The following is a 26,310-nucleotide window of genomic DNA, read 5'->3' as shown; positions in this document are numbered from 1 at the left end:
CCTCACGGGCTGTTTAATACTATATATAGTTATTATTCTAAAAAGCTATTGTTCTCATCATTTTAATTATTCGATGCGTTCACCATGTTGGCTTAAATCCAAGCCCATACGTTCATCATCATTTTCAACACGGATTCCAATCACCACATCGATAATTTTAAGAAGAATGAATGTCACCACTGCCGAGTAAGCAATCGTTGCCAATACACCCTCTACTTGAACCCATAATTGATGCATCATGTTGGTTGGCGCTTTGTCACCCATAATGAATGAGCTTGCAAAAACTGCTGTTAAAATCGCACCCACGATACCGCCCACACCATGTAGACCAAAGGCATCTAAAGAGTCATCTGCTTTCAAGATACGTTTAAGACCAGAGATTCCCCAGAAACATACCACACCACCAATCAAGCCCATGATCAATGCACCACTGACGGTTACAAAACCCGCAGCTGGCGTAATCACCACAAGACCTGCAACCGCACCTGATGCTGCACCCAATACAGAGCCTTTGCCACGGACAATCTTCTCAACCACTAACCAAGCGATTGCGGCTGCAGCTGCTGCAACTTGAGTTGTCACCAAAGCATATGCTGCTGAACCATTAGCACCTAAAGCTGAACCACCATTGAAACCAAACCAACCTACCCATACCAGACTCGCACCCAATACAGTTAAAGTTAAGTTATGTGGCGCCATAGACTCTTTGCCTAAGCCCATACGTTTACCGAGTAGATATGCAGCAACTAAACCAGCAACACCTGAGTTGATATGAACCACTGTACCACCTGCAAAATCAAGTGCACCGTCATTCATTAACCAACCACCACCCCATACCCAATGTGCAATCGGAGCATAAACAACAATCACCCAAATGGTAATAAAGCTGATCCAAGCGCTGAACTTCATACGATCAGCCACAGAACCACTAATAATGGCAACTGTAATAATCGCAAAAGTCATTTGGAAAATAACAAATAGAATTTCAGGGATACTTCCGCTCAGTGCATCTGTGGTGATGCCAGACAGCATGGCTTTATCTAACCCGCCGATAAAAGCATTGCCAGATCCAAAAGCTAGTGAGTACCCCACAACCACCCATACAATACTTACAATTGCTGCAGCAGTGAAACTTTGTGCCATTGTTGCCAGTACGTTTTTCTTACGAACCATACCACCATAAAACAATGCCAAACCTGGAATCGTCATCAGCAAGACCAATGCTGTAGACACTAAAATCCACGCAGTATCGCCTGTGTTGAGTGTTGGTTTCTCTGCTTCTGGTGCAGGTGCAACTGTTGCAGTTGCCTCAGGTGCAACGCTTGCTGTGGTATCTGTTGTCGCTGTGCTGACATCACTTGCTGATGCAACAGCGGTAGATGCAGGCTCAGTTACGCTTTCTTCTGCCCACGCAACTGATCCGCCAAGAAGTGCGCCAGACAGGCTGAGCGCTAATAGCATTTTTTTCATTCGTATCCCCCAACCTAATTTTGTGAGTTATGTCTTCATCAACATAACCAGCAATCTTCGTGCCAAATTAAACAGCGTCTGGACCTGTTTCACCTGTACGAATACGAATCACTTGCTCTAAATTCGTCACGAAAATTTTTCCGTCACCAATTTTCCCAGTGCTCGCAACACGTGTAATAGATTCAATCACTGAATCTACCATGTCATCACTGATCGCGATTTCAATTTTCACTTTTGGGAGAAAATCCACGACATATTCAGCACCACGGTAAAGTTCTGTATGCCCTTTTTGACGACCAAAACCTTTAACCTCAGTTACGGTAATCCCTTGAACGCCTATATCAGACAAGGCTTCACGCACGTCATCTAATTTAAACGGTTTTACAATTGCAGTTACGAGCTTCATATTGTTTTCCTTCGGCTTATTTCACCAGTAAGGTTTTATGTTCAATTTTCGTGCCAATCTTATTAACGGTTGGGGTGGCTAATTTGATCAACACGTATTGCCTTTATAACCTATTGTATATCCTTAGGTGAAGTTTCAACTTGAAAAAACTCACAATAATGATCATTTTTTTTAAAATTCACTCACGATTTTCTTATCTTTGATGCCTTGATAAACCAATAAAAATTACTCAAGTAAAAATCCATACACGATGTTACACTAGGCAAAGAATATCAACATTTTGGATTCCTCATGATTGAAACATTACTACAAGCAATTTTGGAACAAGTCGATCAACCTAAAAAAGATATCGAACATAACCTACGTGCCTTATTGAACGAAGCTATCAGCAAAATGGACATTGTCTCTAAAGATGAAATCGAGCGTCAAAAAACTGCACTAAATAATGCCAATTTAAGATTGACTGAATTACAAGCGCAAGTAAAAGCACTTGAGGTGCTTATTCAGCATAAAAAATAAACTAAATTTGCACAAAAGTGGTGCAAAAATTATAATAATGATTAAAAATAAAGCAAACTTGGAAAATAACAATGTCTTTAGCCAAAATTTATACACGAGGCTTACTTGGATTGCATGCACCTTTAATTGAAGTAGAGGTCCATGTTAGTGCAGGACTACCTTCTTTAACGATTGTTGGTTTGGCAGAAGCAGCCGTTCGTGAAAGTAAGGATCGTGTCCGCTCTGCAATAATCAATAGTGGTTTTCAGTTTCCAACCAAACGCTTGACCATCAATCTGGCACCTGCAGACCTTCCTAAAGATGGCTCTCGCTTAGATCTTCCGATTGCATTAGGAATTCTGATTGCGACAGGTCAACTCCCTGAGAATGTCACAGACGATTTCGAGTTTATTGGTGAGTTAGCACTGGATGGTCATTTAAGACCTGTTACAGGCACATTAACGATTGCAATGGCTTGTCAATTGGCAAAACACCAATTGATGCTTCCTCAAGAAAATGCTGATGAAGCCGCACAATTACCCGAATTCAAGGTATTTGCTGCACATCATTTAAAACAAGTCTGTGATCATTTTTTAAATACACAGAAAATTGAAGTAACGTCCGCACAAAAATCTACTTTGGACAAACAATATAAATTTGATTTGGCTGATGTAAAAGGTCAGTTACGCCCTCGAAGAGCTCTAGAAATTGCCGCTGCAGGTGGACACTCGCTTTTATTTAAAGGACCACCAGGAACAGGTAAAACACTTTTAGCTTCACGTTTACCTAGTATTTTGCCTGCATTGAATCCACAAGAAAATCTCGAAGTCGCCAGTATTTATTCGATTGCCAACACTCAACATCACTTTGGGCAGCGACCTTTTCGAGCACCTCATCATACTGCTTCTGCAATTGCCTTGGTGGGAGGTGGATCGAACCCGAAACCCGGAGAAATTACACTTGCGCATTTAGGGGTACTTTTCTTGGATGAATTACCCGAGTTTGATAAGAAAGTCTTAGAAGTTTTAAGGCAACCCCTTGAGTCTAAAGAAATCATCATTTCAAGAGCATCAAGACAAATTACCTTTCCAGCAAACTTTCAACTCATCGCAGCAATGAATCCATGTCCTTGTGGTTATGCTTTTAATCAAGATAGCCGTTGCCAGTGCTCAGCTGAATCAATCAAACGTTATCAAAGTCGAATCTCAGGTCCTTTATTGGATCGTATTGATCTACATATCGATGTACCACCATTAAAAGCTCAAGAATTACAAGATACAACTCCTGTTGAAGATTCAGCAACAGTGCGAGAACGCGTACTTCAAGCTTTTCATTTTCAAATTCAACGCCAAGGCGGATTAAATCACGCTTTATCGCCAAAACAGTTGGAAAAGTATGTAGTTTTGGATGAAACATCCCAAAAGATGATTGAGATGGCACAACAACGTTTAAATTTATCTGCGCGGGCATATCATCGAATTTTACGAGTTTCTAGAACCATTGCAGATTTAGCACAAAGTGAACAAATTCAAAGTACGCATTTGACAGAAGCTTTGTCTTATCGGGGAACGCAGTCTTAAAGATCAACATCAATACTGGCATTCCAGTAATTCACTGAAATGCCAGTCAAAATGGATATTTTATTCGCTAAACAAGCATTACCACCAGTTTTCCAATTGAATCCCGAAGTTTGAACCGTGATTGGAGGCAACAAAATCACTATCTGACATCATTTGATCCCTTAATTTTCTTTCAGCATTGTTCCAATTTGCATAGGTGTAATAGACCCGAAGCTCTGGTCGATCATAATATTTGGTACCTTTGAACGCCCAAGTTGGTGCAAGTGTAAGCTTAGTTAAATTTCTCTTTTCTGTATCTTTGATCTGATCAAATCCAAGTTCTCCCGTAATTTTGACTTTATCATTCAATACATAAGAAGTTCTTGAACCCAATGAAATCCATTCCGTGTTCGGCAAATCCTTAAAATTATTTTTTTGATAGACTGCTTGCATTTGCCCATTGAAACGGTTCGACTCTGTCTGCCAATCAAACATTTCAAGCGTTCTAAATGTTGTATTATTTCGACTTAAATTGACATCACCTGTATAACTTAATCCTGTTCCAGGTCCTTCTCCATATTGCAAAGCAACCGTGTTCTTGCCGTTGAAACGATGCTTTTGAATATCCTGAACAATAAGCGACCATCCATTGTTTTGCTGATGATCAATATAAGAAGCTCCTAGCTGTAACTCATTGTCTGGGTTGATGTTTATCCCTTTTACAGTGAGATCATGCTTGGATGCCATCTCATCTTGAAATAAATTGTCTTTTCGTGAGAAGGAATAACTGATTTTGTAATCATTCAGATCATAACTATCTATACCGAAACCTGTTGCGCTTTGGTTCCAGTAAAAGAAGTCCGTCATATGACTATCATTACGATTATAATATCTTCGTCCAGCCCAAAAATTTCCGCCATTGAGCACAGCAAGATTACGCCAATCCAGATAAATTTGATTCAATCGTGTGTAGCCATTGTCTCCACTAAACTTAAGTGCTTGTCCATATACATTATAAAACTGCATCATTCCATTGATACTGAGCTGTGAACCATCCTTAAAATTTGCGATAGGCTGCTTGGCAGAAAACTCCGCATATTGTTCACATTCGTTGCCCAAACGGTATTTGGTGGGAGCACCAGTTAATTTAAAACATTCTTGAATATTGCCGTTTTCACTAGTCCCTATTCCTGTACGAAAATAACCGTGTAATTCTACTGCATAAGCTGGATAGCTACTAAAAATACTGGTGATCCCAATCAATCCAATTAATTTTTTCATTAAAATTCCTTTTTAATCAATTTTTATGCTTCATCAATATCTCGATATTACAAATGCAATTTTCATTTCTAATATTCAATTTCTGATATCGAATTTCTAACAATGGAACGTTCCATGACAAATTGGAACGTTCCAAAAAATATAGATATACAAATTTAATCTGTCAATATTAATTTATAGAAGTATTTAAGCCTTGATCTTTAATTTTTTTAAACAAAAACAATAAATCACGATATTTATATCAGATCTATGCAGGGTGTTAAGTGCTTTATATTTAATTGGTCTTATGCTCAGACGGTTGTTTTTGACTGCCACAAGACTCACGTACAATTAGCTTTGGTTTCAGCAAAAACTTTAAAGGAGGTGCCTCTGGTTTTTTAATTCGAGTTAACAATAATTCACTCGCGATTTCACCGAGTTTTTCTGGTTGATGAGCAACGGTAGTCAATGGAGGACTACAATATTCTGATTCTGAAATTCCATCTCCACCCACGACAGCAATATCTCTACCAGCTTTTAAACCACGTCGATCCAATTCGCTTAAAACACCGATTGCGATCAAATCGTTGTAACAAATTACGGCTGAAGGTTTATGCTCTAAATCAAGTAATTGAGCAATACCTAATTTCCCACCTTCACGACTAATTGGTCCATCAATGATCCATTGCTCATTACAAGTTAATCCATTTTTTTCCAAACAATCTTTAAACCCTTGCAAGCGCTCTAAACTGACTGAATAACCCGTATGGCGACCAATAAATCCGATTTCTTTATGTCCTAAATCGATTAAATGTTGAGTTAAAAGTTGGATACCAAGTCGATTATCTGCACCCACAAAATCACAGATCTCTCCTTCCAAAGAGCGCATTACCATAACAAAAGGCACCCCCCATTTTTTTAACATCGAGATTAATTCAGGCGAGGTATCGAAAGTAGGACAAATAATCAAACCCGCAATTTTATGTTCACGCATAGTGACAATAACTTGCTGTTGTAAAGCATGATCTTCGGCTGTATGTGCAAGCAAAGTGGTAAAGTTTGATTCTAAAAGTTTTCTCTCCGCACCAATCAATAACTCGACAAAAAAGGTATTGGTTAAATCATTGACGACTACACCAATAATATTACTTACCCCTTGACGCAAGTTAGCCGCACTACGATTGTAGATATAACCTAGTTGAGCAGCGACCTTTCGAACATTTTCAGCAGTTTCAGGTTTGACCAATTCACTATTATTCAAGACTAAAGAGACGGTTGATTTGGAAACACCCGAAACTTTCGCAATATCCATAATGGTGGCTTTACTTTTTGGTGCTTTGCTACTCAAGTGAGATACCTCATTAACCTGCGTCGAAGTGCTAGTAGCATACCATTTCTTTTTTAGTTAATTTTCCCTTCTTTAAAAAATATATTGACATCGCCATGTAGTAATTCTATATTTTTGGAACGTTCCAAAAATTAATTAGAACGTTCCTATAACAAACATAAACCACATAAGAAGGAACTTATGAGGACAAAAAACAATGGAAATGGATTAAAACCAGCGACCACTAAATTTTTCCATTTGTTTTAAAGCAAGTGGTTTCGCTTCGATCACCGACAACACCAACGTCTATTGATCTTGAACAGAACCATTTAAAGCAATCTAAAAACTATTTGTGTAAAAGTGAAAAACCATGAACAAACTTATTAGTGCCGAACAAGCTGCAAAATTAATCATCGATGGCGACATTGTGACTGTCAGCTCATCAAGTGGTTTGGCTTGTCCAGATCATATTCTTTCTGCGATTGGAAAGCGCTATCAACACATTGCTCAGCCTAAAGACTTGACTTTGCTTCATCCTATTGCTGCTGGAGATTTGTATGGAATCAAAGGCATTGAGCATTTGGCGCAGACCGGGTTAATCAAAAAAGTCATTGCTGGCTCTTTTCCAAGTGGTCCATCCTCTTTACCCATGCCAGAGATATGGAAAATGATCGTCAATAACGAAATAGCCGCATATAACGTTCCCAGTGGCATCATGTTTGACTTGCATCGCGATGTCGCGGCAAAACGTCCAGGTGTTTTAACAAAAGTTGGTTTTAATACTTTTGTAGACCCAGATTTACAAGGTTGTGCGATGAATGCAAAAGCTGAAGCTCAACCCATTGTAGAAAAGGTAAATTTTGCAGGTGAAGATTGGTTGTTCTTTCCAAACATCATTCCTAACGTTGCCATTATTCGAGCAACCACCGCTGATGAAAAAGGCAATCTATCTTTTGAACATGAAGGCGGTTTACTTGGCGCGCTCGATCAAGCACTTGCTGTTCGTAACAATGGTGGGATTGTCATTGTCCAAGTGAAACGTATGGTTCGCGCAGGCTCCATTAAGCCGCATCATGTGCATATCCCTTGTAATTTAGTGGATTATATCGTGGTTGCTCCTGACCAAATGCAAACCACACAAATCAGCTATGACCCAGCAATCAGTGGTGAAATTCAACAACCAGACTCAGTATTTGACATGACGCCTTGGGGAGCTGAAAAGGTCATTGCACGTCGAGCTGCAATGCAAGTCGAAAAAGGTATGTCGGTGAATTTAGGTTTTGGAATCTCTGCCAATGTCCCTCGGATTCTATTGGAAGAAGGTTATCACGATGAGGTGACTTGGTTGATTGAACAAGGAGCTGTGGGCGGAATGCCTTTACTCGATTTTGCATTTGGTTGCGCTGTAAATGCCGATGCAATTATGCCATCGTCCGCACAATTTACTTATTTTCAAGGTGGTGGTTTTAACCTCTCTCTACTCTCTTTCTTACAAATTGATCGCGAAGGCAATGTGAATGTTTCGAAACTTCCTAGCAAGCCTTATCTAACAGCAGGTTGTGGTGGTTTTGTTGACATCACCACACATGCGAAGAATATTGTTTTTTCTGGCTTTTTCACTGCTGGCGCAAAATTAACAGTGGGTGATGGTGCTTTAAAGATTCATCAGGAAGGCAAATCACGTAAATTGGTCAACAAAGTTGATCATGTCACTTTTAGTGGTCATATGGCTCTACAACGAGGACAAAACATCCTTTATATCACTGAACGTTGTGTCATGAAATTAACGGCTGAAGGTTTACTGATTACCGAAATTGCCCCAGGTATAGAGTTAGAAAAAGATGTTCTCTCGCAAGCAGAATTCCCCCTACTCGTCTCTGATGATTTAAAAATTATGAAACCCAGCTTATTTACAGATGCGGTTATGGGACTAGAACTTAAGGAGTATGCAGCATGAATAGATCATCTGGTTCAGTCAGCCTCCGTTTTGAAAATGCGATTGCTATCGTCCAATTAGAGCGACCTGAAAAATTGAATGCTCTCACGCCTGAAATGCTAGATCAGCTTGACGATATTGCAAAGTCTCTTGATCAACGAACAGATATTATAGCCGCCATTATTACGGCGACTGGTGATCGTGCCTTTTGTGTAGGTGCTGATATTCATGTCTGGGCAGAGCTAAAACCGCTGGATATGTGGCGTCATTGGACCAGGAAAGGACACCAAGTTTTCGATTTATGGGCTCGATTACGTTTTCCTGTGATTGCAGCTATCAATGGTCATGCTTTTGGTGGTGGATTAGAGCTATTAGCGACTGCGGATATTCGAGTCAGTGACCCAAATGCCACATTTGCTTTGCCAGAAACAGGCATCGCGACATGCCCAGGTTGGTCTGGAACACAACGTCTAGTTCGTTTAATCGGTGCAAGTTCGGTTAAATATCTCGCAATGACAGGAAGAAAAATGAATGCTGAACAAGCACTTAAACAAGGCTTAATTCAAGAGATTAGTCATTCAGGAGAGGTTTTAGCCTGTGCTCTACAAATCGCCGAAGAAATAGGACGAAAAGCCCCGATTTCCATACAACTAACAAAACAACTTATTGATGCAGGTGAAGGTCATCATTTGGCAGCAGTTTTGGAAGGAATGGCGGGAGCACTTGCCGCAACAACTGAAGATGCAAAAGAAGGTTTAGCAAGCTTTAGTGAACGCCGTTCCGCAGACTATAAAGGAAGATGAAATGAAATTCTCAAACTTAGAGCGTCATGCACCTGTGATTAAACAACCTTATCAAGGTCGTATGTTGATTGATGGAGAACTGTGTATCTCACAACAAGGAAAAATAACTGAACGAAAAAGCCCTGCTCATGATGTGATTGTCGGCATTTATCCTGACGCTTGTCGCGAAGATGCTCTACGTGCCGTAGACGCCGCCCGTAAAGCATTTGATCAGGGTACATGGTCAAGTCGATCTGGCAGTGAACGCGCAGATCTATTGATACGAGTTGCTGAAGGCATTGCAAATCGTGTTGAAGAAATGGCATTGATTGAAAGTTTAGAAACAGGCAAACCTCTGACGCAAGCACGCAATGAAGTTTCTGGTTGTGTGGATTTATGGAAATATGCAGCTGCACTGGCAAGAACCCTACATGGTGAAAGCTATAATAATTTAGGTAACTCAACGCTTGGCATAGTTGTACGTCAACCGATTGGTGTGGTTGCCATGATCACGCCATGGAATTTCCCCATTTGGATTCTCAGCCAAAAATTACCTTTTGCTTTAGCAGCAGGATGTACAGCTGTGATCAAACCAAGTGAACTCACCAATGGTACGACCTTAATCCTCGGTGAAATTTTACTTGAAGCAGGTTTACCTCAAGGGGTAGTAAATATTGTCACGGGCTTAGGTCCAACTGTTGGTGAACCACTGATTAACCATCCTGATATAGACATGGTTTCCTTCACTGGTTCTACACGTGTGGGACGTCATATTGCAGCAGAAGCTGGGCGTTCATTAAAGAAAGTCTCTCTTGAACTTGGGGGCAAAAATCCACAAATTATTTTCCCAGATTGTGATTGGGAAGCTGCTGTCGATGCTGTGGTATTTGGTGTCTATTTCAATGCAGGTGAATGTTGCAATAGTGGCAGTCGAATTTTAGTCCATGCAGACATTGCTGAACGTTTCACACAAGCAGTGATTGACCGTTCTAAGCAGGTACCTGTTGGTGACCCACTACACCCCGATGTAAAAGTTGGTGCAATTACCAGTGAAACTCAACTCAACATTATCGAAACAGCGATAAAAAATGCAAAAGCAGAGGGTGCCACGATACGCTTTGGCGGAGAACGTATTCCAACAACCGCAGGTATGTATTTCCAGCCAACCATTATTACAAATGTTGAACCGAGTATGTCCATCGCCCATGAAGAAGTGTTTGGTCCTGTATTATCGATACTCAACTTCAGCACAATCGAAGAGGCAATCACAATTGCCAATCAAACCAGTTACGGACTCTCTGCAGCAGTTTGGAGCAAAGATATTGATATTTGCTTACAAGCAGCAAAAGGTATTCATGCAGGAACCATCTGGATCAATAACTTTCTCGAAGGTTTTCCAGAACTTCCTTTTGGTGGATTTAAAGCATCAGGTATTGGTCGCGAATTAGGTCTCAATGCCGTAGAAGATTATACAGAACAGAAAACCATTCAATTACATATCGGAGAAAGAACTCATTGGTGGCTTACTCAGTCTTAGTGAAAAGTTTGTTTAAGTTAAAATTGGAACGTTCCAAAAAAAGGAAAAATAATGAAAAGGATTTCAGATATTAAATCGCGACCATTAGCACTCATTACAGGTGGACGTAGAGGAATTGGTGCCTCGGTGGTGATGCAATTGGCAAGTGAAGGTTTCGATATTGTGTTCACCTGTCGTCATGAAGACGCTAAAAGTACAGCCTTGTGCGCTGAGGTTGAATCTGTTGGAGGAAAAGCGCTGGCAATTGCCAGCGAACTAGAAAACTTGGAAGCACAACAGCAACTGATCGATAAAGTCATCGCCTGGGGAGGAAAAATAGATTGTCTGGTCAATAACGCAGGCATTGGGTCACCGTGTCGTGGTGATTTACTGGCAATGCAACCAGAAGCATTTGATTTGGTGATCAATACAAATTTAAGAGGGACATTTTTCTTCACCCAACTCGTGGCCAAGCATATGCTCTCAGCCCCCTCTCAGCATCCTCGGAGCATTATCACAATTTCCAGTGTCAGTGCTGAAATGGCATCACCTGAGCGAGGTGAATATTGCTTATCCAAAGCTGCATTGGCAATGAGTACCAAACTTTTCGCATTGCGTTTAGCCGCAGCCAATATTGGTGTATTCGAAATTCGTCCTGGTGTTATACGAACTGATATGACCGCTGGTGTTGCCAACAAATACGAAGAACGCTTCAAAAATGGTCTTGTTCCAATGGCGCGCTGGGGAGAAACCGAAGATATCGCTGTTGCCGTCAGCAGTCTAGCCTCAGGCAAATTAAATTTTTCTACTGGCTCCGTCATCAATATTGATGGTGGTCTTTCAATTCCTACTTTCTGAGAAATACGATGAAATATGATTATATTATTGTAGGCGGTGGCTCAGCGGGATGTGTGTTAGCCAATCGTCTTAGTGAAGACCCATCTATAAACGTTCTGCTCTTGGAAGCAGGTGGTGAAGATAAACATCCGCTTTATAGTATGCCTGCTGGTTTTGCAAAAATGACCAAAGGTCGTGGATCATGGGGCTGGAGTACAGTTCCTCAGAAGCACCTGAACAATAGAGTTTTACGTTTTACTCAAGGCAAAGTCATTGGTGGTGGTTCATCGGTCAATGCGCAAATATATACACGTGGCGCAGCGGCTGACTACGATGAATGGGCAATGGAATGTGATGCAAAAGGTTGGTCTTATGCCGATGTTCTACCTTATTTTAAACGCGCAGAAAACAATGAACGTTTTGCCAATCGCTACCACGCTTATGGTGGACCTTTAGGGGTTTCCAATCCAGTAAGCCCTTTGCCTATTTGTGAAGCTTTCTTTCAAGCGGGTCAAGAGTTAGGTATTCCTTTTAATCCCGATTTTAACGGTGAAAAGCAAGAAGGTTTAGGTCATTACCAACTGACTCAGTTACATGCAAAACGATCGTCAACCTCAACAGCCTATCTTCGTCCTGTACAGCATCGGAGTAATTTAACCGTACTTTTAGATGCATTTACCCAACGCATCATACTGTCAGATAAAAGAGCCATAGCAGTAGAAGTGATTCATCCAGAAGCAGCTAAATCTGGTATGTATTATGCGGAAAGGGAAATTATTATCAGTAGTGGCGCGATAGGCTCACCGAAATTATTGATGCAATCGGGTATTGGACCCGCCGATCACCTACGTGATGTAGGCATTGAGCTAAAACATCATTTGTCAGGGGTTGGTGCGAATTTCCAAGATCATTTAGACCTATTTGTAATCGCCGAATGTACAGGCAATCATACCTATGATGCCTATTCCTCACCATTTTTAGCAGCTTGGGCAGGTCTGCAATATCTACTACTCAAAAAGGGACCAGTTGCATCCAGCCTTTTTGAAACAGGTGGTTTTTGGTATGCCGACGAAACGGCACGCTCTCCCGATATTCAACTTCATTTAGGTTTGGGTTCTGGAATCGAATCTGGGGTCGAGCATATGACCAATCCAGGAGTGACGCTTAACTCTGCTCTCTTGAGACCTCGCTCTCGAGGCACTGTTAGGCTTGCGAATGCCAACCCATCTAGTGCACCTCTTATTGACCCTAATTATTGGGCAGATCCTTATGACAGAGAAATGTCAATGAAAGGACTACGTTTGGCACGAGAAATACTCAGTCAACCGGCACTTAAACGCTTTGTTCTAGAAGAAAAACTTCCTGGAAATTCTAAAGTCACAGATCAACAGTTGTTTGAATATGCTTGTGCAAATGCAAAAACAGATCATCACCCTGTTGGGACATGCCGAATCGGAAATGGGGATGATGCTGTGGTTTCAAGTGATCTGAAAGTCCATGGTATTGATGGTTTAAGAATCGTTGATGCATCTGTCATGCCACGGGTTCCAAGCTGTAACACTAATGCACCAACCATCATGATTGCTGAAAAAGCGGCTGATCTCATTTTAGGAAAAACATTGCACATCACGGATAAAGCTCATGAAAATACGCTTGCCTTCACTGAATGAAGAAACGCTTGAACTGTATACATTGAAATATGCACAGTCCCCTTTTGCATCACCTGCCAAAGGGACCATGAATCGGATTGTCTACGCTGCTGCACATGTAGTCGTACAACCGATGAAGTCTGGAAATCCTTGGGATGAGACGCTCTCAATCGATTGGGATAAAACACTGGCATTTCGTGAATATTTATGGCGTTTAGGCTTTAGAGTTGCGGAAGCTATGGATACCGCCCAACGTGGTATGGGGTTGGGCTGGGAAGAATCTGCTGAGCTGATTACTCGCAGTGCAGCACACGCAAAAACAATTCCTGGAGCAATGCTCAGCTGTGGCGTGGGTACAGACCAATTAAACTTCAATGCTGAAACCACCATAGATGATGTTCTTCAAGCATATAGAGCTCAATTTGAAGTTGTAAATCGGGCGGGTGTCAGTGCAATTTTAATGGCAAGTCGAGCTTTGTGTGCAACTGCAAAAAGTGCTACAGACTATCGCAAGGTATATTCAACATTACTACAAGAAGCCAAAGACAAAGTAATTTTACATTGGCTTGGTGAAGCTTTTGACCCAAGTCTACATGGCTATTGGGGCAGTCCGGATATTCCCACAGCGATGGACACTGTTTTATCCATCATCGAAGCAAATATCAACAAAGTAGATGGCATCAAGATTTCCCTCTTGGAGGCAAAATGGGAAATTGAGCTACGTCGTCGTTTACCTCAAGGTGTAAAGCTTTATACAGGAGATGATTTTAATTTTGGTGAATTAATCGCAGGAGATGGTGAGCGTTTTTCGCATGCCTTACTTGGAATTTTTGATCCAATCGCACCTGTTGCTGCTCATGCACTGGTCGCCTTAGCAAACGGTGATCTCCAACACTACCAAGAAATTATCCAGCCAACCGTACAACTTTCCAGAGAAATTTTCTGTGCGCCTACGCGCTATTACAAAGCAGGCATTGTGTTTTTGGCTTGGCTAAATGGTCACCAAGATCACTTCAGCATGTTAGGAGGAATGCAATCTGCACGAAGCATGTCCCATTACTGCACAATTTTTCGTTTAGCAGATCAAGCTGGAGCACTGATCAAGCCAGATTTAGCCATTCAGCGCATGAAACAATTTTTAGCGGTCTATGGTGGCATCGAAGCCGAATAGACATTTTTAAAAGGAGTAGAAACTCCTCCTTTTCCCTCAAAAATAGGAAAATACACATGGACGTAAATAACAATACCATGATCAATAGCCCAGTTAGCTATCCAAAGTCTGCCACGAGGATTGCATTTATATTAATCACCAGCTTGTTTTTCATGTGGGGATTATCACATGGCTTACTGGATGTTTTAAACAAACACTTTCAAGACTCATTGCATGTGACCAAAGCCCAGTCAGGGTTTGTTCAAGCTGCCTATTATGGCGCGTATTTTCTAATCGCACTTCCGATTGGCTTATTTATGGAACGTTTTGGATATAAAGCAGGTATCCAAGTTGGCTTAGGTCTATTTGCATTAGGTGCATTGCTGTTTATTCCTGCCACAAATGCTGCCGTATTCGGTATGTTCCTCTTCGCACTGTTTATACTGGCTTGTGGTTTGGGTTGCTTAGAAACTGCTGCAAACCTTTATGCTTCTATATTAGGCGAACCTGAACATGCGGAAAAACGTTTGAATTTCGCACAATCTTTTAACGGATTAGGGGTCTTTATTGGTCCATTAATTGGTGGCGCTTTATTCTTCGCACCTTCAATTTCCTTAGGACAACTTTCACTTAATCCCGTCATGTTCACTTATGTTTGTTTAGCATTTGTGGTGGTCATTATGATGATCATTTTTGCAAAAACACCTCTTCCTGAAGTACAAGTAAACAAACAACTCACTGACCAGCACAATCAAGCTCGCTCTATTTGGTCATTCCCGAATTTTACAGGTGCACTCGTTGCACAGTTTGCATGGATTGCAGCCCATGTCGGTATTTGTTCGTTCTTTATCAATTTTGCAATTGATCATTGGGCTGGTCTTAGTCCTCAAAAAGCGTCCTTTTTACTCTCAGTTGGCTTGATTGTATTTATGATTGGGCGCTTTGTAAGCACATTTTTCATGCGTTTTTTCTCTCCAGTCAGCATGTTGATTAGCTATGCGGTGATCAATGTCATTTTATGTGCAGTGGTTGTTTCAGGTTTGTCTGTTGTGTCTATTTATGCCCTGATTCTTTCCTTCTTCTTTTCCTCAATTATGTATCCCACTATCTTTGCAATGGGAGTAAAAAACTTAGGTTCACATACCAAAAAAGCCGATTCATTTTTAGTCATGACCTTAGTTGGAGGAGCGATTTCCCCCTATTTCATGGGTTTAATTGCAGACCTAAAAAACATTCAATTGGCTTTTATCATTCCAACCTTTTGCTTTGCAGCGATCGGGGTCTATGCATGGCTTCAAAACAAAACTCAATGAGTTTCGACCGAACACTGGACAGTAAAATATGATTCAACAAATTGACAGCGCTTTACGTGAAGATGTTCGGCTTTTAGGGAATCTCTTAGGAGAAACCCTAAAAAATCATGAAGATCAAAACTTATTCAACTTGGTTGAGCAAATACGCACTTTATCTAAAGCGACTTTGGATGGTCAAACTGATGCTGAACAACAACTTGAATACCTTTTCTTAAACTTAAAAGATCAGGAAATTTTGCCACTAACGCGCGCTTTTTCGTATTTTTTAAACTTTGCCAATATTGCAGAACAATATCATGTTGTTCGGCAAAGGCGGCAAAGTGAACTCAATGAACAAGCGCAATCGCCAAACCCACTTGTGCCACTATTTGAGAAGTTTAAACAACAACACATCACATCAACGCAATTATTCGAACAAATCTGTCAATTAAATATTGAATTGGTGTTAACGGCGCATCCGACAGAAGTCAGTCGCCGTACCTTGATTCAGAAATATGACAAAATCAATGATTGCCTATCAAAGTTGGATCAACAACAACTCACAGCTCGTGAACATCACATGATCATGCAGGATCTCAGGCAGTTAATCTGTTCTGCTTGGGAAACTGACGAAATTCGCCAAAATCGACCTACCCCTATTGATGAAGCAAAATGGGGCTTCACCACCATTGAACAAACCTTATGGAATGCTGTACCCAAATTTATTCGTGAGTTAGACGATCTTGTTTTTAAGAATTGCGACCTACATCTACCATGCACTGTTTGTCCAATTCGCTTTGCCTCATGGATGGGGGGAGACAGAGATGGCAATCCAAATGTGAACCATCAGATCACTCAAGAAGTGCTTTGGTTATCTCGTTGGCAAGCCGCTAGTCTCTATCTTAAAGATCTTGAGGATCTTCGTTGGGAACTCTCCCTTCAAGCCTGTTCACAAGAATTGAAAGAAGCTCTCGGTGATGCTCATCCTGAACCATATCGAGAGTATTTACGTCATATACGTGAAAAAATAAAAACAACACTGCATTGGTTAAGCCTGAAATTACAAGGGATTGAATGTGATGATCAATTAAACGCTGTCATTCAAGATAAAAATGAATTACTTGCACCATTATTACTATGTCACCGCTCTCTCATGGCGTGTCATTTACCTGAGATTGCCAATGGTAAATTGCTAGATTTCATCTATCGCGTAAATTGTTTTGGTATTGAGCTACTCAAACTCGATATTCGCCAAGAATCTGGTCGGCATCGTCAAGCCATTTCGGCAGTCACTGAATATTTAGGCTTGGGAAATTTTGAATCATGGACAGAACAAGCGCGACAAAATTTCTTAATTCGAGAATTACAGAACAAACGTCCGTTGCTACCTAAATATTTACACAGTTCACCCGATAGTCTAATCGAACACCCTGATGTTAAAGAAGTATTCGCGACCATGCAGATGCTTGCTAGGCAACCTACTGAAAGCTTAGGTGCATATATTATTTCAATGACAGCACATCCAAGTGATGTATTGGCGGTACTTCTTTTACAGAAAGAAGCTGGCATTTTACAACCATTACGGGTTGTTCCTCTATTTGAAACCCTCAAAGACTTAGAGGGTGCAGCAAATACAATGGAAACCTTATTTCAAATAGATTGGTATAAGCAACATATCCAAGCTAAGCATGAAGTGATGATCGGCTACTCAGATTCTGCCAAAGATGCAGGTTTTATGTCTGCAAATTGGGCTCAATATCGTGCCCAAGAACAACTGACCGAAATTGCCAAAACTCACGATATTCAACTCACCCTATTTCATGGGCGAGGAGGATCGATTAGCCGAGGCGGGGCACCTACTTTGCAAGCTTTATTTTCACAACCACCTGGTTCAATTTCTGGATCAATACGAGTAACCGAGCAAGGTGAAATGATTCGATTTAAATTTGGATTAGAGAGTATTGCTTTACAAAATCTTGAAATTTATACCGCAGCAGCTTTGGAAGCCACCCTACTGCCGCCACCGACTCCAAAACAGGAATGGCGAGACTTAATGCACCAAATGACCGATATCTCAGTAAATGCTTATCGTCGAACTGTGAGAGAAAACCCATATTTTGTGCAGTATCTAAGGTCGATTACGCCTGAACTCGAACTACAAATGCTTCCATTAGGTTCACGTCCAGCAAAACGCAAAACCAGTGGTGGTATTGAATCATTGCGTGCCATTCCGTGGGTATTTGCATGGACTCAAATTCGTCTAATGTTACCTGCATGGTTAGGTACAGGTGAAGCCCTCTATCAAATGTTAAAGGAGGGGAAGAAAACCTCAATCGATGAAATGCTGATTCAGTGGCCTTATTTCCAAACCTTGATTGATATGTTGGAAATGGTTCTTGCAAAAGCCGATCGCCATATTACGCTGTATTATGAATCTCATTTAACAGATGATGAAAATTTGAAAAAATTAGGTCATCAATTACGCCTTCAGTTAGAACAATCGATCGAAACACTACTATTTATTAAGGGCGAAGCTAAATTACTGGGTAGCAATACTGTTCTTGACCAATCCATGCAAGTTCGTAACCCCTATCTACTGCCATTACACTTACTCCAAGCTGAATTAATGAAACGGCGACGTGATTACTTAGCCAATGATCATCAAGAAAATACTCCAGTCGATCAAGCTCTGATGGTGAGTATTGCGGGTATTGCTGCGGGATTAAGGAACACTGGATAAATATCGAACAATAAAATGCTTTAGATCAGTAATGCTTAAAAAGTCCGCCTATTCCTTCAAAAATTGGTTTTGAGAATATTTATGAAAGTTATCATTGCTCCAGATTCGTTTAAAGATAGTTTGTCTGCACAGAGTGTCGCCAAAAGCATAGCACTCGGATGGCAAACCATATTCCCAGAAGCAGAAATTCTGATTTGCCCGATGGCAGATGGTGGTGAAGGTTCAATTGAGGCGGTCCTTGATATTTGTAAAGGGGAATGGCGAGAACAATCTGTCCAAGGTCCTTTAGGAAATCCTGTTCTTGCCCGATGGGGTTGGTTAAAAACTGAAAAAATTGCCTTGATTGAAATGGCACAAGCAAGTGGGATTCAATACCTTACACCTACTCAACGTGATGCGTGTATCACCAGTACCTTTGGAACAGGTGAACTGATTGTTGCTGCACTTGATGTTGGTGCTAAAGAAATTATTTTAACCTTGGGTGGCAGTGCTACAAATGATGCTGGCACAGGGCTTTTATCCGCTTTAGGTGCGCGACTTTTAGATAAAAACCACCATCCCATTGCTGCTGGTGGTCTAGCACTTCAACACTTAGCAAAAATTGATTTAACTGACTTCGATCCGCGTATAGCAAAAACAAAATTTGTTTTAGCGGCAGATGTTACTAATCCACTTTGCGGTGAAAATGGTGCATCTTATATTTTTGGACCACAAAAAGGAGCCACACCAGATCAAGTCTTGCAATTAGACCAAGCCCTTGCTCATTTTGCTGATCTTTCTGCGCTCTTATTAGGTCATGATAAACGCAATGAGCAAGGTTCGGGTGCAGCTGGAGGGCTTGGCTTTGCTGCTAAAGCTTATTTAAATGCCGAGTTCAGATCTGGTGTTGAAGTCATTGCAGAACTCAATCATCTTTCCAGTAAAATCCAAGGTGCAGATTGGGTCATTACAGGGGAAGGAAAATTTGATGGACAAACATTAAATGGCAAAACGCCATTCGGTATTGCCCAAATTGCTCAAGCAGCAAACGTACCTGTCATCGTGATTGCAGGGGCTTTGGGTGAAAATTATCAAGCGCTTTATGACTATGGTATAAGTGCAGCATTTTCTTTAACCTCAGGACCGATGAATTTAAATGAGGCATGTATCAATGCAGCAGATTTAATCTATGAAAGAACAATTGATATTGCCCGTTTGATTAAAATGAGTGACATAAAAAAATAATACATCTCAAATGTTATTGATTAAGCCTTCTGATGATTCTACAACTCTAAAATCATCAGAAATATTATATAAATTGTTTATTATATTTCAATCTGTATTCGCGTGGAGATATTTTTTTAATACTCTTAAAATGCCGATTAAATAACGCCAAAGAAGAATAACCCACATATTCTGCTATATTGGCTATTGCCATATTCCTCTCTAAAATTAACTCTGCTGCATGATTAATTCTTAAATTAATAATATATTCCATCGGTGATTTTTTTAAAATTTTCTTAAATGAGCGATAGAAAGTTGCCGGGCTCACAAAGCACATCTCAGCTAAATCCTCAATTGATATTTTTTTATGATAATTTTTATCAATGTAGTCCATTACTTCTATAAAATTTTGAATTTTCTTATTGTTCTCAGAACTTATATTTAATTTATTAACATGTGTGATAATCATTTTCTCATCTTGAGAAAGCGTCAAAAGAATCTTTAATAACAATGGTGTCCGTTCAGACCAACCCAGTGCTGGAATGTTATGAAAATGATCAATCACTTTATGCTTAACATCTTCACTAAAGATCACAACATTATTTGACAAGATAAGTAAGTTATTCAGAGATCGCATTTCTGGAAAAATATTGATAACATTTTGAATCCATTCAGTACTAACCCAAATCACGAGAGCAATATAGGGCTGATTGGGGTTAAATTTTCCAAAAGATTGCCAAGTATGAGAAATGTTTGGACCAATCATAACCAGATCGTTTTCATGGTAATTGCTAATATCGCTACCGATATATCGTTTACCATAGCTATTCACTGTCAATGTAAATTCAAACTCTGGATGGTGATGCCACTGAAAAGGTATTCCTTGCTCCATTCTTCGATTTAAAAATGACCAGGATGAATATGGTTTTACTATAACTTTCTCATATTCAGATCTCATTATTATACTCCCTGACATATTGCAACAATAGTATCATTTATTGATAAATTAATATCTATTCAACATTAATTAAAAAAGCCATGCTGATTATTATCATTTTTATATACCACGGAAAGGTATCAAATGAAAAATCAAACGCTATTCAATAATCAAGAGCTCCGACAGAATTCACAAAATAATTATTCATTAAATATAATGGTTTTTGCTTTGTTTTTTCTATTCGGCAGTATTACCAGCCTGAACGACGTTTTAATTCCCAAACTCAAAGAAGTTTTTCAACTGAGCTACATGGAAGCTATGCTCGTTCAATCCGCTTTTTTCTTTGCTTACTTTGTTGCTTCTATTCCTGCAAGTCGATTGATTTATAAATTTGGATATGTTCGTTCTGCCATTATTGGACTTTTTGTTATGGCAATCGGATGTCTAGCCTTCATTCCTGCAACCAAGATTCATATGTTTGCAGCCTTTTTATCTGCCCTGTTTATTCTTGCAGTAGGGGTGACCATTATTCAAGTGGTGACCAATCCCCTGCTCACTCAGTTGGGTAAAGCAGAAACAGTTTCAAGCCGCCTTACACTTGGACACGCTTTCAACTCATTGGGGACGACTATTGCACCTTACTTTGGTGCGATTATCATCTTAGGAAGCATTGCGACTGTCGATACCTCGCAATTGAGCAGTATCGAAATGACTGCATATCTGCAACAGGAGTCTTCTGTCATCAGTCATGCCTATACTGGTATTGCCATCGTCATCGCTATCTTTTGTATTTTACTGGCGCGCTTTCGAAATGATGGTCCTAAAAACCTAAGCTCGTCAGCTCATATAAGTTTAAGCGCCTCACTCAGCTTACTAAAGTCCCCCAGATTTGCTTTAGGTTTTATTTGTCTTTTCTTATATGTCGGTGCTGAAGTCACCATCGGCAGTGTTCTGGTGAACTACTTATCTCAAGCCGAGATTATGAATATCTCTGCTGAACATGCTGGCAAACTTGTTGCATTTTACTGGGGTGGTGCAATGATCGCTCGCTTCCTGTGTTCAGCACTGATGAAAATTATTACACCTGCCAAACTACTGGCATTGTTTTCCATCGCAGTTATGGCGCTTTTGTTCACCAGTAGTACTTTACGAGGAAATATTGCAGGAATTGCGATCCTCGCTGTCGGTTTCTTTAACTCCATCATGTTTCCGACCATTTTCTCACTTGCCTCGAAACACTTAAAAGAAAGAGCAGCTGAAGGCTCTGGCATCTTATGTTGTGGCATTGTAGGTGGTGCAATTGTTCCTCCTCTAACAGGTTTGGTTGCAGATATCAGCTCATTGAGTACCAGTCTTTATGTACCGATCATTTGTTACCTCGGTATTTGGGTATTCAGCATATTTTGTTCTCAGCAAGGAGACTAAACATGAACTGGCTATTGGTGGGTGCAAGTAATGTTGCACAGGAATGGATTATTTCGGCGATCAGAGCAGTTGGTGACGAAGTGACCGGTATCGTCAGCAATGATTTGGTACGAGCTCAAGACTTTGCCCGTAAACAAAATATTCAAAAATTTTCTCATGATTTAAAACACGCACTTTATGACAATGAGGTTGACGCTGTTTATATTTCGAGTGCAAATTCGCTTCATGCCGAACAAGCAATGATTGCTTTAAAAGCAAAAAAGCACGTGATGTGTGAAAAGCCGATGGCACTCAGTATCTCAGATGCCCAACAGATGATTGAACAGGCAAAAATCCATCAGGTGGTTTTAGCTGTCAATTATCATCTTCGAAATTCTGCTGTCATACAAAAAATACGTGAACTCATTGCAAACAATTGTATTGGTGAAGTGCAGAACATTCGATTTTGTCATGCTGTCTCTCTGCCGAAGAATTTACAGAGCTGGCGTATCCACACACCTTCAGAAGGTGGCGTTATCCTTGATATTACTGTTCATGACATTGATACACTTCGCTTTTTACTTAACGATGAACCTATCAGCGTAAGTGCTATGGCTCAAACAGGAGTGCTTAGCCCGAATAATGTGCCTGAAACAGTGATGGGTACAATTGAATTTGCGAAAGGTGCATTGGTCAGTTTTTATGATTCTTTTACCGCACAATATTTTCAAACCAGTATCGATATCATCGGTTCCAAAGGAAATTTACAGGCATCGAATACATTGACCCAACATGCTATTGGAGAATTACATCTTAACAATGATAAGGGTTGCCAACGTATTCCAATTGAGCACCACAACTTATACGTCAGTTCTTTTCAACAGTTTAAAAATGCCATTCAAAATCGGGGGCGACCTGCTGCAACAGCCTATGATGGTTTACGTTCTTTAGAAATTGCTTTAGCAATACAACAAGCCATTGAAAATAAAAAGCATATCTCGCTTACTTTTGGAGAATCACTATGTTTTTAAATCATCAAACAGATATTCTCATCATAGGGTCTGGTATCGGTGGCTCAACAATGGCAGCAGGTCTTGCCGCAAGTGGTCTGAATATACTTATTCTTGAATGCGGTACTCAACTGCCCGATTCTCCAATCAATGAAGATCAAGATAAGATTTTTACAGAGCAATACTTTAAGCCCAATGAAGAATGGTTGGATAAAGATAAAAAACCTTTTAAACCAGGCAATTATTATTATGTGGGTGGCAACTCCAAATTCTTTGGTACTGTTCTGGCAAGGTATCGTCAACAAGACTTCTTAGAAATGACACACCAAGGAGGAATCTCTCCAGCATGGCCATTTACCTATCAAACCTTAGAACCGTGGTATGCAAAAGCAGAAGTACTTTTTAAAGTGAGGGGCGATGAACATTTTGATCCTACCGAACCTTACCATTCAACGTCTTATCCATTTAAAGCAATTGAAGATGAACCAGCAATTCGCGCAGTCAAAGACCAACTCAAGGCTCAAGGTCTTCATCCTTATCCCTTACCTTTGGCAATGGATATTGAACAATGGAAACAAACTCGTAAAGTACCTTGGGATGCGCACCCGCATTTTTTTAATGGCAAAATTGATGCAGAAACGGGACCACTGATTCAGGCAATTCAATACAACAATGTGAGATTACAAACACAGAGCAAGGTGATTCAGTTAAAAACCTCTTCAACAACAAACCATATTGAAGAAGTGATTTTTTCACACAATGGCAAGCTTGAATCCATTCGACCTAAACTGGTGGTGCTCTCAGCAGGTGCTATTCACTCAGCAGCACTATTGCTTCGTTCAAAAAATCAAAGCAATCCAGAGGGTTTATCCAACAGTTCTACTATGGTTGGGCGTAACTTCATGAATCATAATTGTTCAGCAATTATCGGTTTTAATCATCGATATACCAATGATTCACTTTACTCAAAAACTTTTGGCATCAATGACTTTTATTTAAATGATGGTGTTAATGGTTTACCACTCGGCAATATTCAGCTTCTCGGCAAAGTTTCGGGCAAAATTCTGAAATCCAATATCCCATTTATACCCGCTTTTGCTTTGAATTATTTCAGCAAACATAGCATCGACTTTTATGCCATGAGTGAAGATTTGCCCTCCCCACATAATCGAGTTTTTGTTGAAAATGACAAAATTAATTTGGTATGGGAAAGAAATAATTGGAGTGCACATCAGAAGTTAGTGCATAAATTTAGTGCAATTCTGAAAGATTGTGGCTTCTATTGGGTTCTTCAACAAGCATTTGATAAAAGAACACCTTCGCATCAATGTGGCACTATTCGTATGGGGCTTGATCCTCGGACTTCACCCCTCAACAGTTTTTGCAGATCTTATGATCATGATAATTTATTTGTGGTTGATGCAAGCTTTTTTCCAAGCTCCGCAGCCGTAAATCCTGCGCTCACCATTGCTGCACAGGCATTAAGAGTTTCTGATCATATTCTGTCTGCATCCTATTTTTAACTCAGGTGAGCAAACACTATTGATCATAAAAATATGAGTAAAATAGTTAAATGCTGGTTTCAGTAAATTTAAAAAATGTATTTAGACTAAGCCTTGCCAGTGCAATAAAAGCACTCTTAGAATGAGCTAAATAATAGGTACGATATAATCAAGATGCTCAACTTAACTTTACGCAACGAACAAGCAGATGATATTGAAAGTATTTTCAATATCACACAACAAGCTTTTGAACATGCAGCACATACAGATCACACCGAACACTTCATCGTGAATGCACTCAGGGAAGCAAATCAATTAAGTATTTCGATTATTGCTGAATTTGAAGGCAAGATCATCGGGCATGTTGCGATTTCACCTGTGGTGATTTCCTCTGGCGAGCCAAACTGGTATGGCTTAGGTCCAGTTTCTGTTGTTCCAGCGTACCAACAACAAGGCGTGGGTAAGGCGTTAATACAAGAGTCCTTACAACAACTCAAACAACTTGGCGCTGCGGGATGTGTGGTGCTAGGTGATCCTGCTTACTACTCAAAATTTGGCTTTAAACCTTATGCCCATTTGATCCTTGAAGGTGTCCCTGCTGAATACTTTCAAGCCCTTGCCTTTACCCAAGATATTCCTCATGGGAAAGTCAACTATCATGCTGCATTTGGAGCAACCGCTTAACTTGGCTGACTGGATATAAAAAAAGGTGACTTAATAAAGTCACCTTTTTTATTTTAATCGTATTTAGAATGCTTTGGTTAGCGTAAACACAGCACCTGTTTCAACAGCACGTTTCCCTGAATTAGTAAAACCATCCGTATCAATATTCGTCCCTACAGCAGCAAGTTCCGCAGTAACACCGGGAATTGATTTAACAGTGTAGTTAACCCCAACTTTCCAGTCTACATAGTTGTCTTTACCATCTGGTAATGCTTTTTCATCCATTGTGGTATAACCCACATTGGCAACACCACCAAAGCCAGTATCGCCGAATGGTGCAGAATAACCTAGGTTAAAATTCCAGCTATTTCCACCGACTGCAGCCCAGTCATTGGTATAGTTCACGTTTGTTAATAAGCTTCCACCTTTCACAAACACATCTGCAAATATTAATTTTGCGTAAAATTCAGTCCAGTTAAAGTCACTGCTTGCACTTGGGTAGTTATATTCAACCACACCAACATCTAAAGTTGGCTTAAAGGTTGGTGAGAGTTCGAGTGGTGTTGTAAAACCGATCGATGGGTCTAATTCTAAATGAGGATCTGACTCACCAAAGTTCACATTGGAACCCCATAGACCAACATATAGACCTGAGGTATGTGATAAAGTGAAGCCTGCTTGTACTGCTGGATCGCTCATGGTTTGCGTCATACCACGAAAGCGATAGTCATTCGTTATGGCAGCACTTCCTGAGAAACTTAAACCTAATTTTGACAGTGCGTTATCTTCCGCCATTGCCATAGTTGCTGTAGACGATAAAACTGCCAATGCTAGTGCTTTAGTTGAGAATTTCATCTTGAGTGCTCCCCCATCATACGATGTTTATTTGTTATGCTAAAATTTGATGAACTCCCTAAGCATTTAGCAATTGCCATGCCAAGAATATTTTTTAATTTTTTATAATTTTGATTAAAACACCATAAACTATTGATCATAAATAAAATTATTAATTTTTTTTGTTGGATAAAATTTCTTTTTCTGAGTTGTGTACAGATCATTAGATCATTGAACACGGAATGACGATACTTCATATTTACCTACTTTCAGCATGATTTTGACTGCTGATGAGTATGTAAAACCGTCGCATAAATTTTCTATCATTGATGTGA

21 protein-coding genes are annotated in these 26,310 nt (G+C 40.2%); 15 read left to right on the top strand and 6 right to left on the bottom strand.

Annotation, left to right across the window (positions count from 1 at the left end; translation table 11 throughout):
* Window positions 1-66: 66 nt before the first annotated feature.
* Both AC1Z3T_RS16525 and glnK read right to left on the bottom strand, forming a co-directional pair.
* Window positions 67-1,470, bottom strand: coding sequence for an ammonium transporter (locus AC1Z3T_RS16525; protein WP_004825546.1), 1,404 nt, complete (start codon window positions 1,468-1,470; stop codon window positions 67-69).
* A 67-nt stretch (window positions 1,471-1,537) separates the two neighbouring features.
* Window positions 1,538-1,876 (bottom strand): P-II family nitrogen regulator, encoded by a 339-nt coding sequence (glnK, locus tag AC1Z3T_RS16520; RefSeq protein WP_004725283.1) that lies wholly within the window; start codon window positions 1,874-1,876, stop codon window positions 1,538-1,540.
* 291 nt (window positions 1,877-2,167) lie between these two features.
* On the opposite strand from glnK, the gene AC1Z3T_RS16515 reads away from it, so the two are divergent.
* Both AC1Z3T_RS16515 and AC1Z3T_RS16510 read left to right on the top strand, forming a co-directional pair.
* On the top strand, window positions 2,168-2,395 hold the full coding sequence (locus AC1Z3T_RS16515) for an accessory factor UbiK family protein (RefSeq protein WP_004825547.1): 228 nt from the start codon (window positions 2,168-2,170) through the stop codon (window positions 2,393-2,395).
* 71 nt (window positions 2,396-2,466) lie between these two features.
* Window positions 2,467-3,954 carry a YifB family Mg chelatase-like AAA ATPase gene (locus AC1Z3T_RS16510; RefSeq protein WP_100884357.1) on the top strand — a complete coding sequence of 496 codons (1,488 nt, stop codon included), beginning with the start codon at window positions 2,467-2,469 and terminating at the stop codon, window positions 3,952-3,954.
* A 78-nt stretch (window positions 3,955-4,032) separates the two neighbouring features.
* Here AC1Z3T_RS16510 and AC1Z3T_RS16505 read toward each other — a convergent pair whose 3' ends face one another.
* Both AC1Z3T_RS16505 and AC1Z3T_RS16500 read right to left on the bottom strand, forming a co-directional pair.
* Complete coding sequence (locus AC1Z3T_RS16505) at window positions 4,033-5,214, bottom strand: maltoporin (protein WP_100884356.1); 1,182 nt, start codon at window positions 5,212-5,214, stop codon at window positions 4,033-4,035.
* A 274-nt stretch (window positions 5,215-5,488) separates the two neighbouring features.
* Window positions 5,489-6,541, bottom strand: coding sequence for a LacI family DNA-binding transcriptional regulator (locus AC1Z3T_RS16500; RefSeq protein WP_419320058.1), 1,053 nt, complete (start codon window positions 6,539-6,541; stop codon window positions 5,489-5,491).
* Between the two features lie 349 nt (window positions 6,542-6,890).
* Here AC1Z3T_RS16500 and AC1Z3T_RS16495 point away from each other — a divergent pair, with 349 nt between their 5' ends.
* From AC1Z3T_RS16495 to AC1Z3T_RS16455, 9 genes are all read left to right on the top strand, one after another.
* On the top strand, window positions 6,891-8,477 hold the full coding sequence (locus AC1Z3T_RS16495) for an acyl CoA:acetate/3-ketoacid CoA transferase (RefSeq protein ID WP_419320060.1): 1,587 nt from the start codon (window positions 6,891-6,893) through the stop codon (window positions 8,475-8,477).
* On the top strand, window positions 8,474-9,259 hold the full coding sequence (locus AC1Z3T_RS16490) for an enoyl-CoA hydratase/isomerase family protein (RefSeq protein ID WP_151798055.1): 786 nt from the start codon (window positions 8,474-8,476) through the stop codon (window positions 9,257-9,259). Before AC1Z3T_RS16495 ends, AC1Z3T_RS16490 begins: the two co-directional genes overlap by 4 nt.
* Window position 9,260: 1 nt before the next feature.
* Window positions 9,261-10,775, top strand: coding sequence for an aldehyde dehydrogenase family protein (locus AC1Z3T_RS16485; protein ID WP_419320064.1), 1,515 nt, complete (start codon window positions 9,261-9,263; stop codon window positions 10,773-10,775).
* Window positions 10,776-10,826: 51 nt separating this feature from the next.
* Window positions 10,827-11,612, top strand: a complete 786-nt coding sequence (locus tag AC1Z3T_RS16480) for a 3-ketoacyl-ACP reductase (protein ID WP_151806369.1) — start codon at window positions 10,827-10,829, stop codon at window positions 11,610-11,612.
* An 8-nt stretch (window positions 11,613-11,620) separates the two neighbouring features.
* Window positions 11,621-13,261 (top strand): GMC family oxidoreductase, encoded by a 1,641-nt coding sequence (locus AC1Z3T_RS16475; RefSeq protein ID WP_151798058.1) that lies wholly within the window; start codon window positions 11,621-11,623, stop codon window positions 13,259-13,261.
* Window positions 13,233-14,411, top strand: coding sequence for a dihydrodipicolinate synthase family protein (locus AC1Z3T_RS16470; protein ID WP_151798059.1), 1,179 nt, complete (start codon window positions 13,233-13,235; stop codon window positions 14,409-14,411). Before AC1Z3T_RS16475 ends, AC1Z3T_RS16470 begins: the two co-directional genes overlap by 29 nt.
* Before the next feature lie 56 nt (window positions 14,412-14,467).
* Window positions 14,468-15,703, top strand: coding sequence for a sugar MFS transporter (locus AC1Z3T_RS16465; protein ID WP_483396786.1), 1,236 nt, complete (start codon window positions 14,468-14,470; stop codon window positions 15,701-15,703).
* 28 nt (window positions 15,704-15,731) lie between these two features.
* Window positions 15,732-18,422 carry a phosphoenolpyruvate carboxylase gene (gene ppc, locus AC1Z3T_RS16460; RefSeq protein ID WP_419320070.1) on the top strand — a complete coding sequence of 897 codons (2,691 nt, stop codon included), beginning with the start codon at window positions 15,732-15,734 and terminating at the stop codon, window positions 18,420-18,422.
* An 81-nt stretch (window positions 18,423-18,503) separates the two neighbouring features.
* Window positions 18,504-19,646 carry a glycerate kinase gene (locus tag AC1Z3T_RS16455; RefSeq protein WP_198261005.1) on the top strand — a complete coding sequence of 381 codons (1,143 nt, stop codon included), beginning with the start codon at window positions 18,504-18,506 and terminating at the stop codon, window positions 19,644-19,646.
* A gap of 64 nt (window positions 19,647-19,710) precedes the next feature.
* Here AC1Z3T_RS16455 and AC1Z3T_RS16450 read toward each other — a convergent pair whose 3' ends face one another.
* Window positions 19,711-20,583 carry an AraC family transcriptional regulator gene (locus AC1Z3T_RS16450; RefSeq protein WP_004825576.1) on the bottom strand — a complete coding sequence of 291 codons (873 nt, stop codon included), beginning with the start codon at window positions 20,581-20,583 and terminating at the stop codon, window positions 19,711-19,713.
* Window positions 20,584-20,790: 207 nt separating this feature from the next.
* On the opposite strand from AC1Z3T_RS16450, the gene AC1Z3T_RS16445 reads away from it, so the two are divergent.
* The 4 genes from AC1Z3T_RS16445 to AC1Z3T_RS16430 all read left to right on the top strand — a co-directional run bounded on the left by AC1Z3T_RS16445 (window position 20,791) and on the right by AC1Z3T_RS16430 (window position 25,162).
* Window positions 20,791-21,987, top strand: a complete 1,197-nt coding sequence (locus AC1Z3T_RS16445; protein WP_252509374.1) for a sugar MFS transporter — start codon at window positions 20,791-20,793, stop codon at window positions 21,985-21,987.
* Window positions 21,988-21,989: 2 nt separating this feature from the next.
* Entirely contained in the window at window positions 21,990-22,997 is a 1,008-nt protein-coding gene (locus AC1Z3T_RS16440) for a Gfo/Idh/MocA family protein (protein ID WP_009584011.1), read from the top strand.
* The gene (locus AC1Z3T_RS16435; protein ID WP_483396785.1) at window positions 22,988-24,499 is read left to right on the top strand and encodes a GMC oxidoreductase; all 1,512 of its coding nucleotides are present in this window, start codon (window positions 22,988-22,990) and stop codon (window positions 24,497-24,499) included. The genes AC1Z3T_RS16440 and AC1Z3T_RS16435 overlap by 10 nt, the downstream gene beginning before the upstream one ends.
* Before the next feature lie 153 nt (window positions 24,500-24,652).
* Complete coding sequence (locus tag AC1Z3T_RS16430; protein WP_199993520.1) at window positions 24,653-25,162, top strand: GNAT family N-acetyltransferase; 510 nt, start codon at window positions 24,653-24,655, stop codon at window positions 25,160-25,162.
* Window positions 25,163-25,225: 63 nt separating this feature from the next.
* On the opposite strand, the gene AC1Z3T_RS16425 is transcribed toward AC1Z3T_RS16430, so the two are convergent.
* Window positions 25,226-25,996, bottom strand: a complete 771-nt coding sequence (locus tag AC1Z3T_RS16425; RefSeq protein ID WP_139419277.1) for a TorF family putative porin — start codon at window positions 25,994-25,996, stop codon at window positions 25,226-25,228.
* Window positions 25,997-26,310 lie beyond the last annotated feature (314 nt).

The sequence above is a fragment of the Acinetobacter sp. B-6 genome, from assembly GCF_056930735.1.
This window is presented reverse-complemented; position numbering and strand designations above follow the sequence as displayed.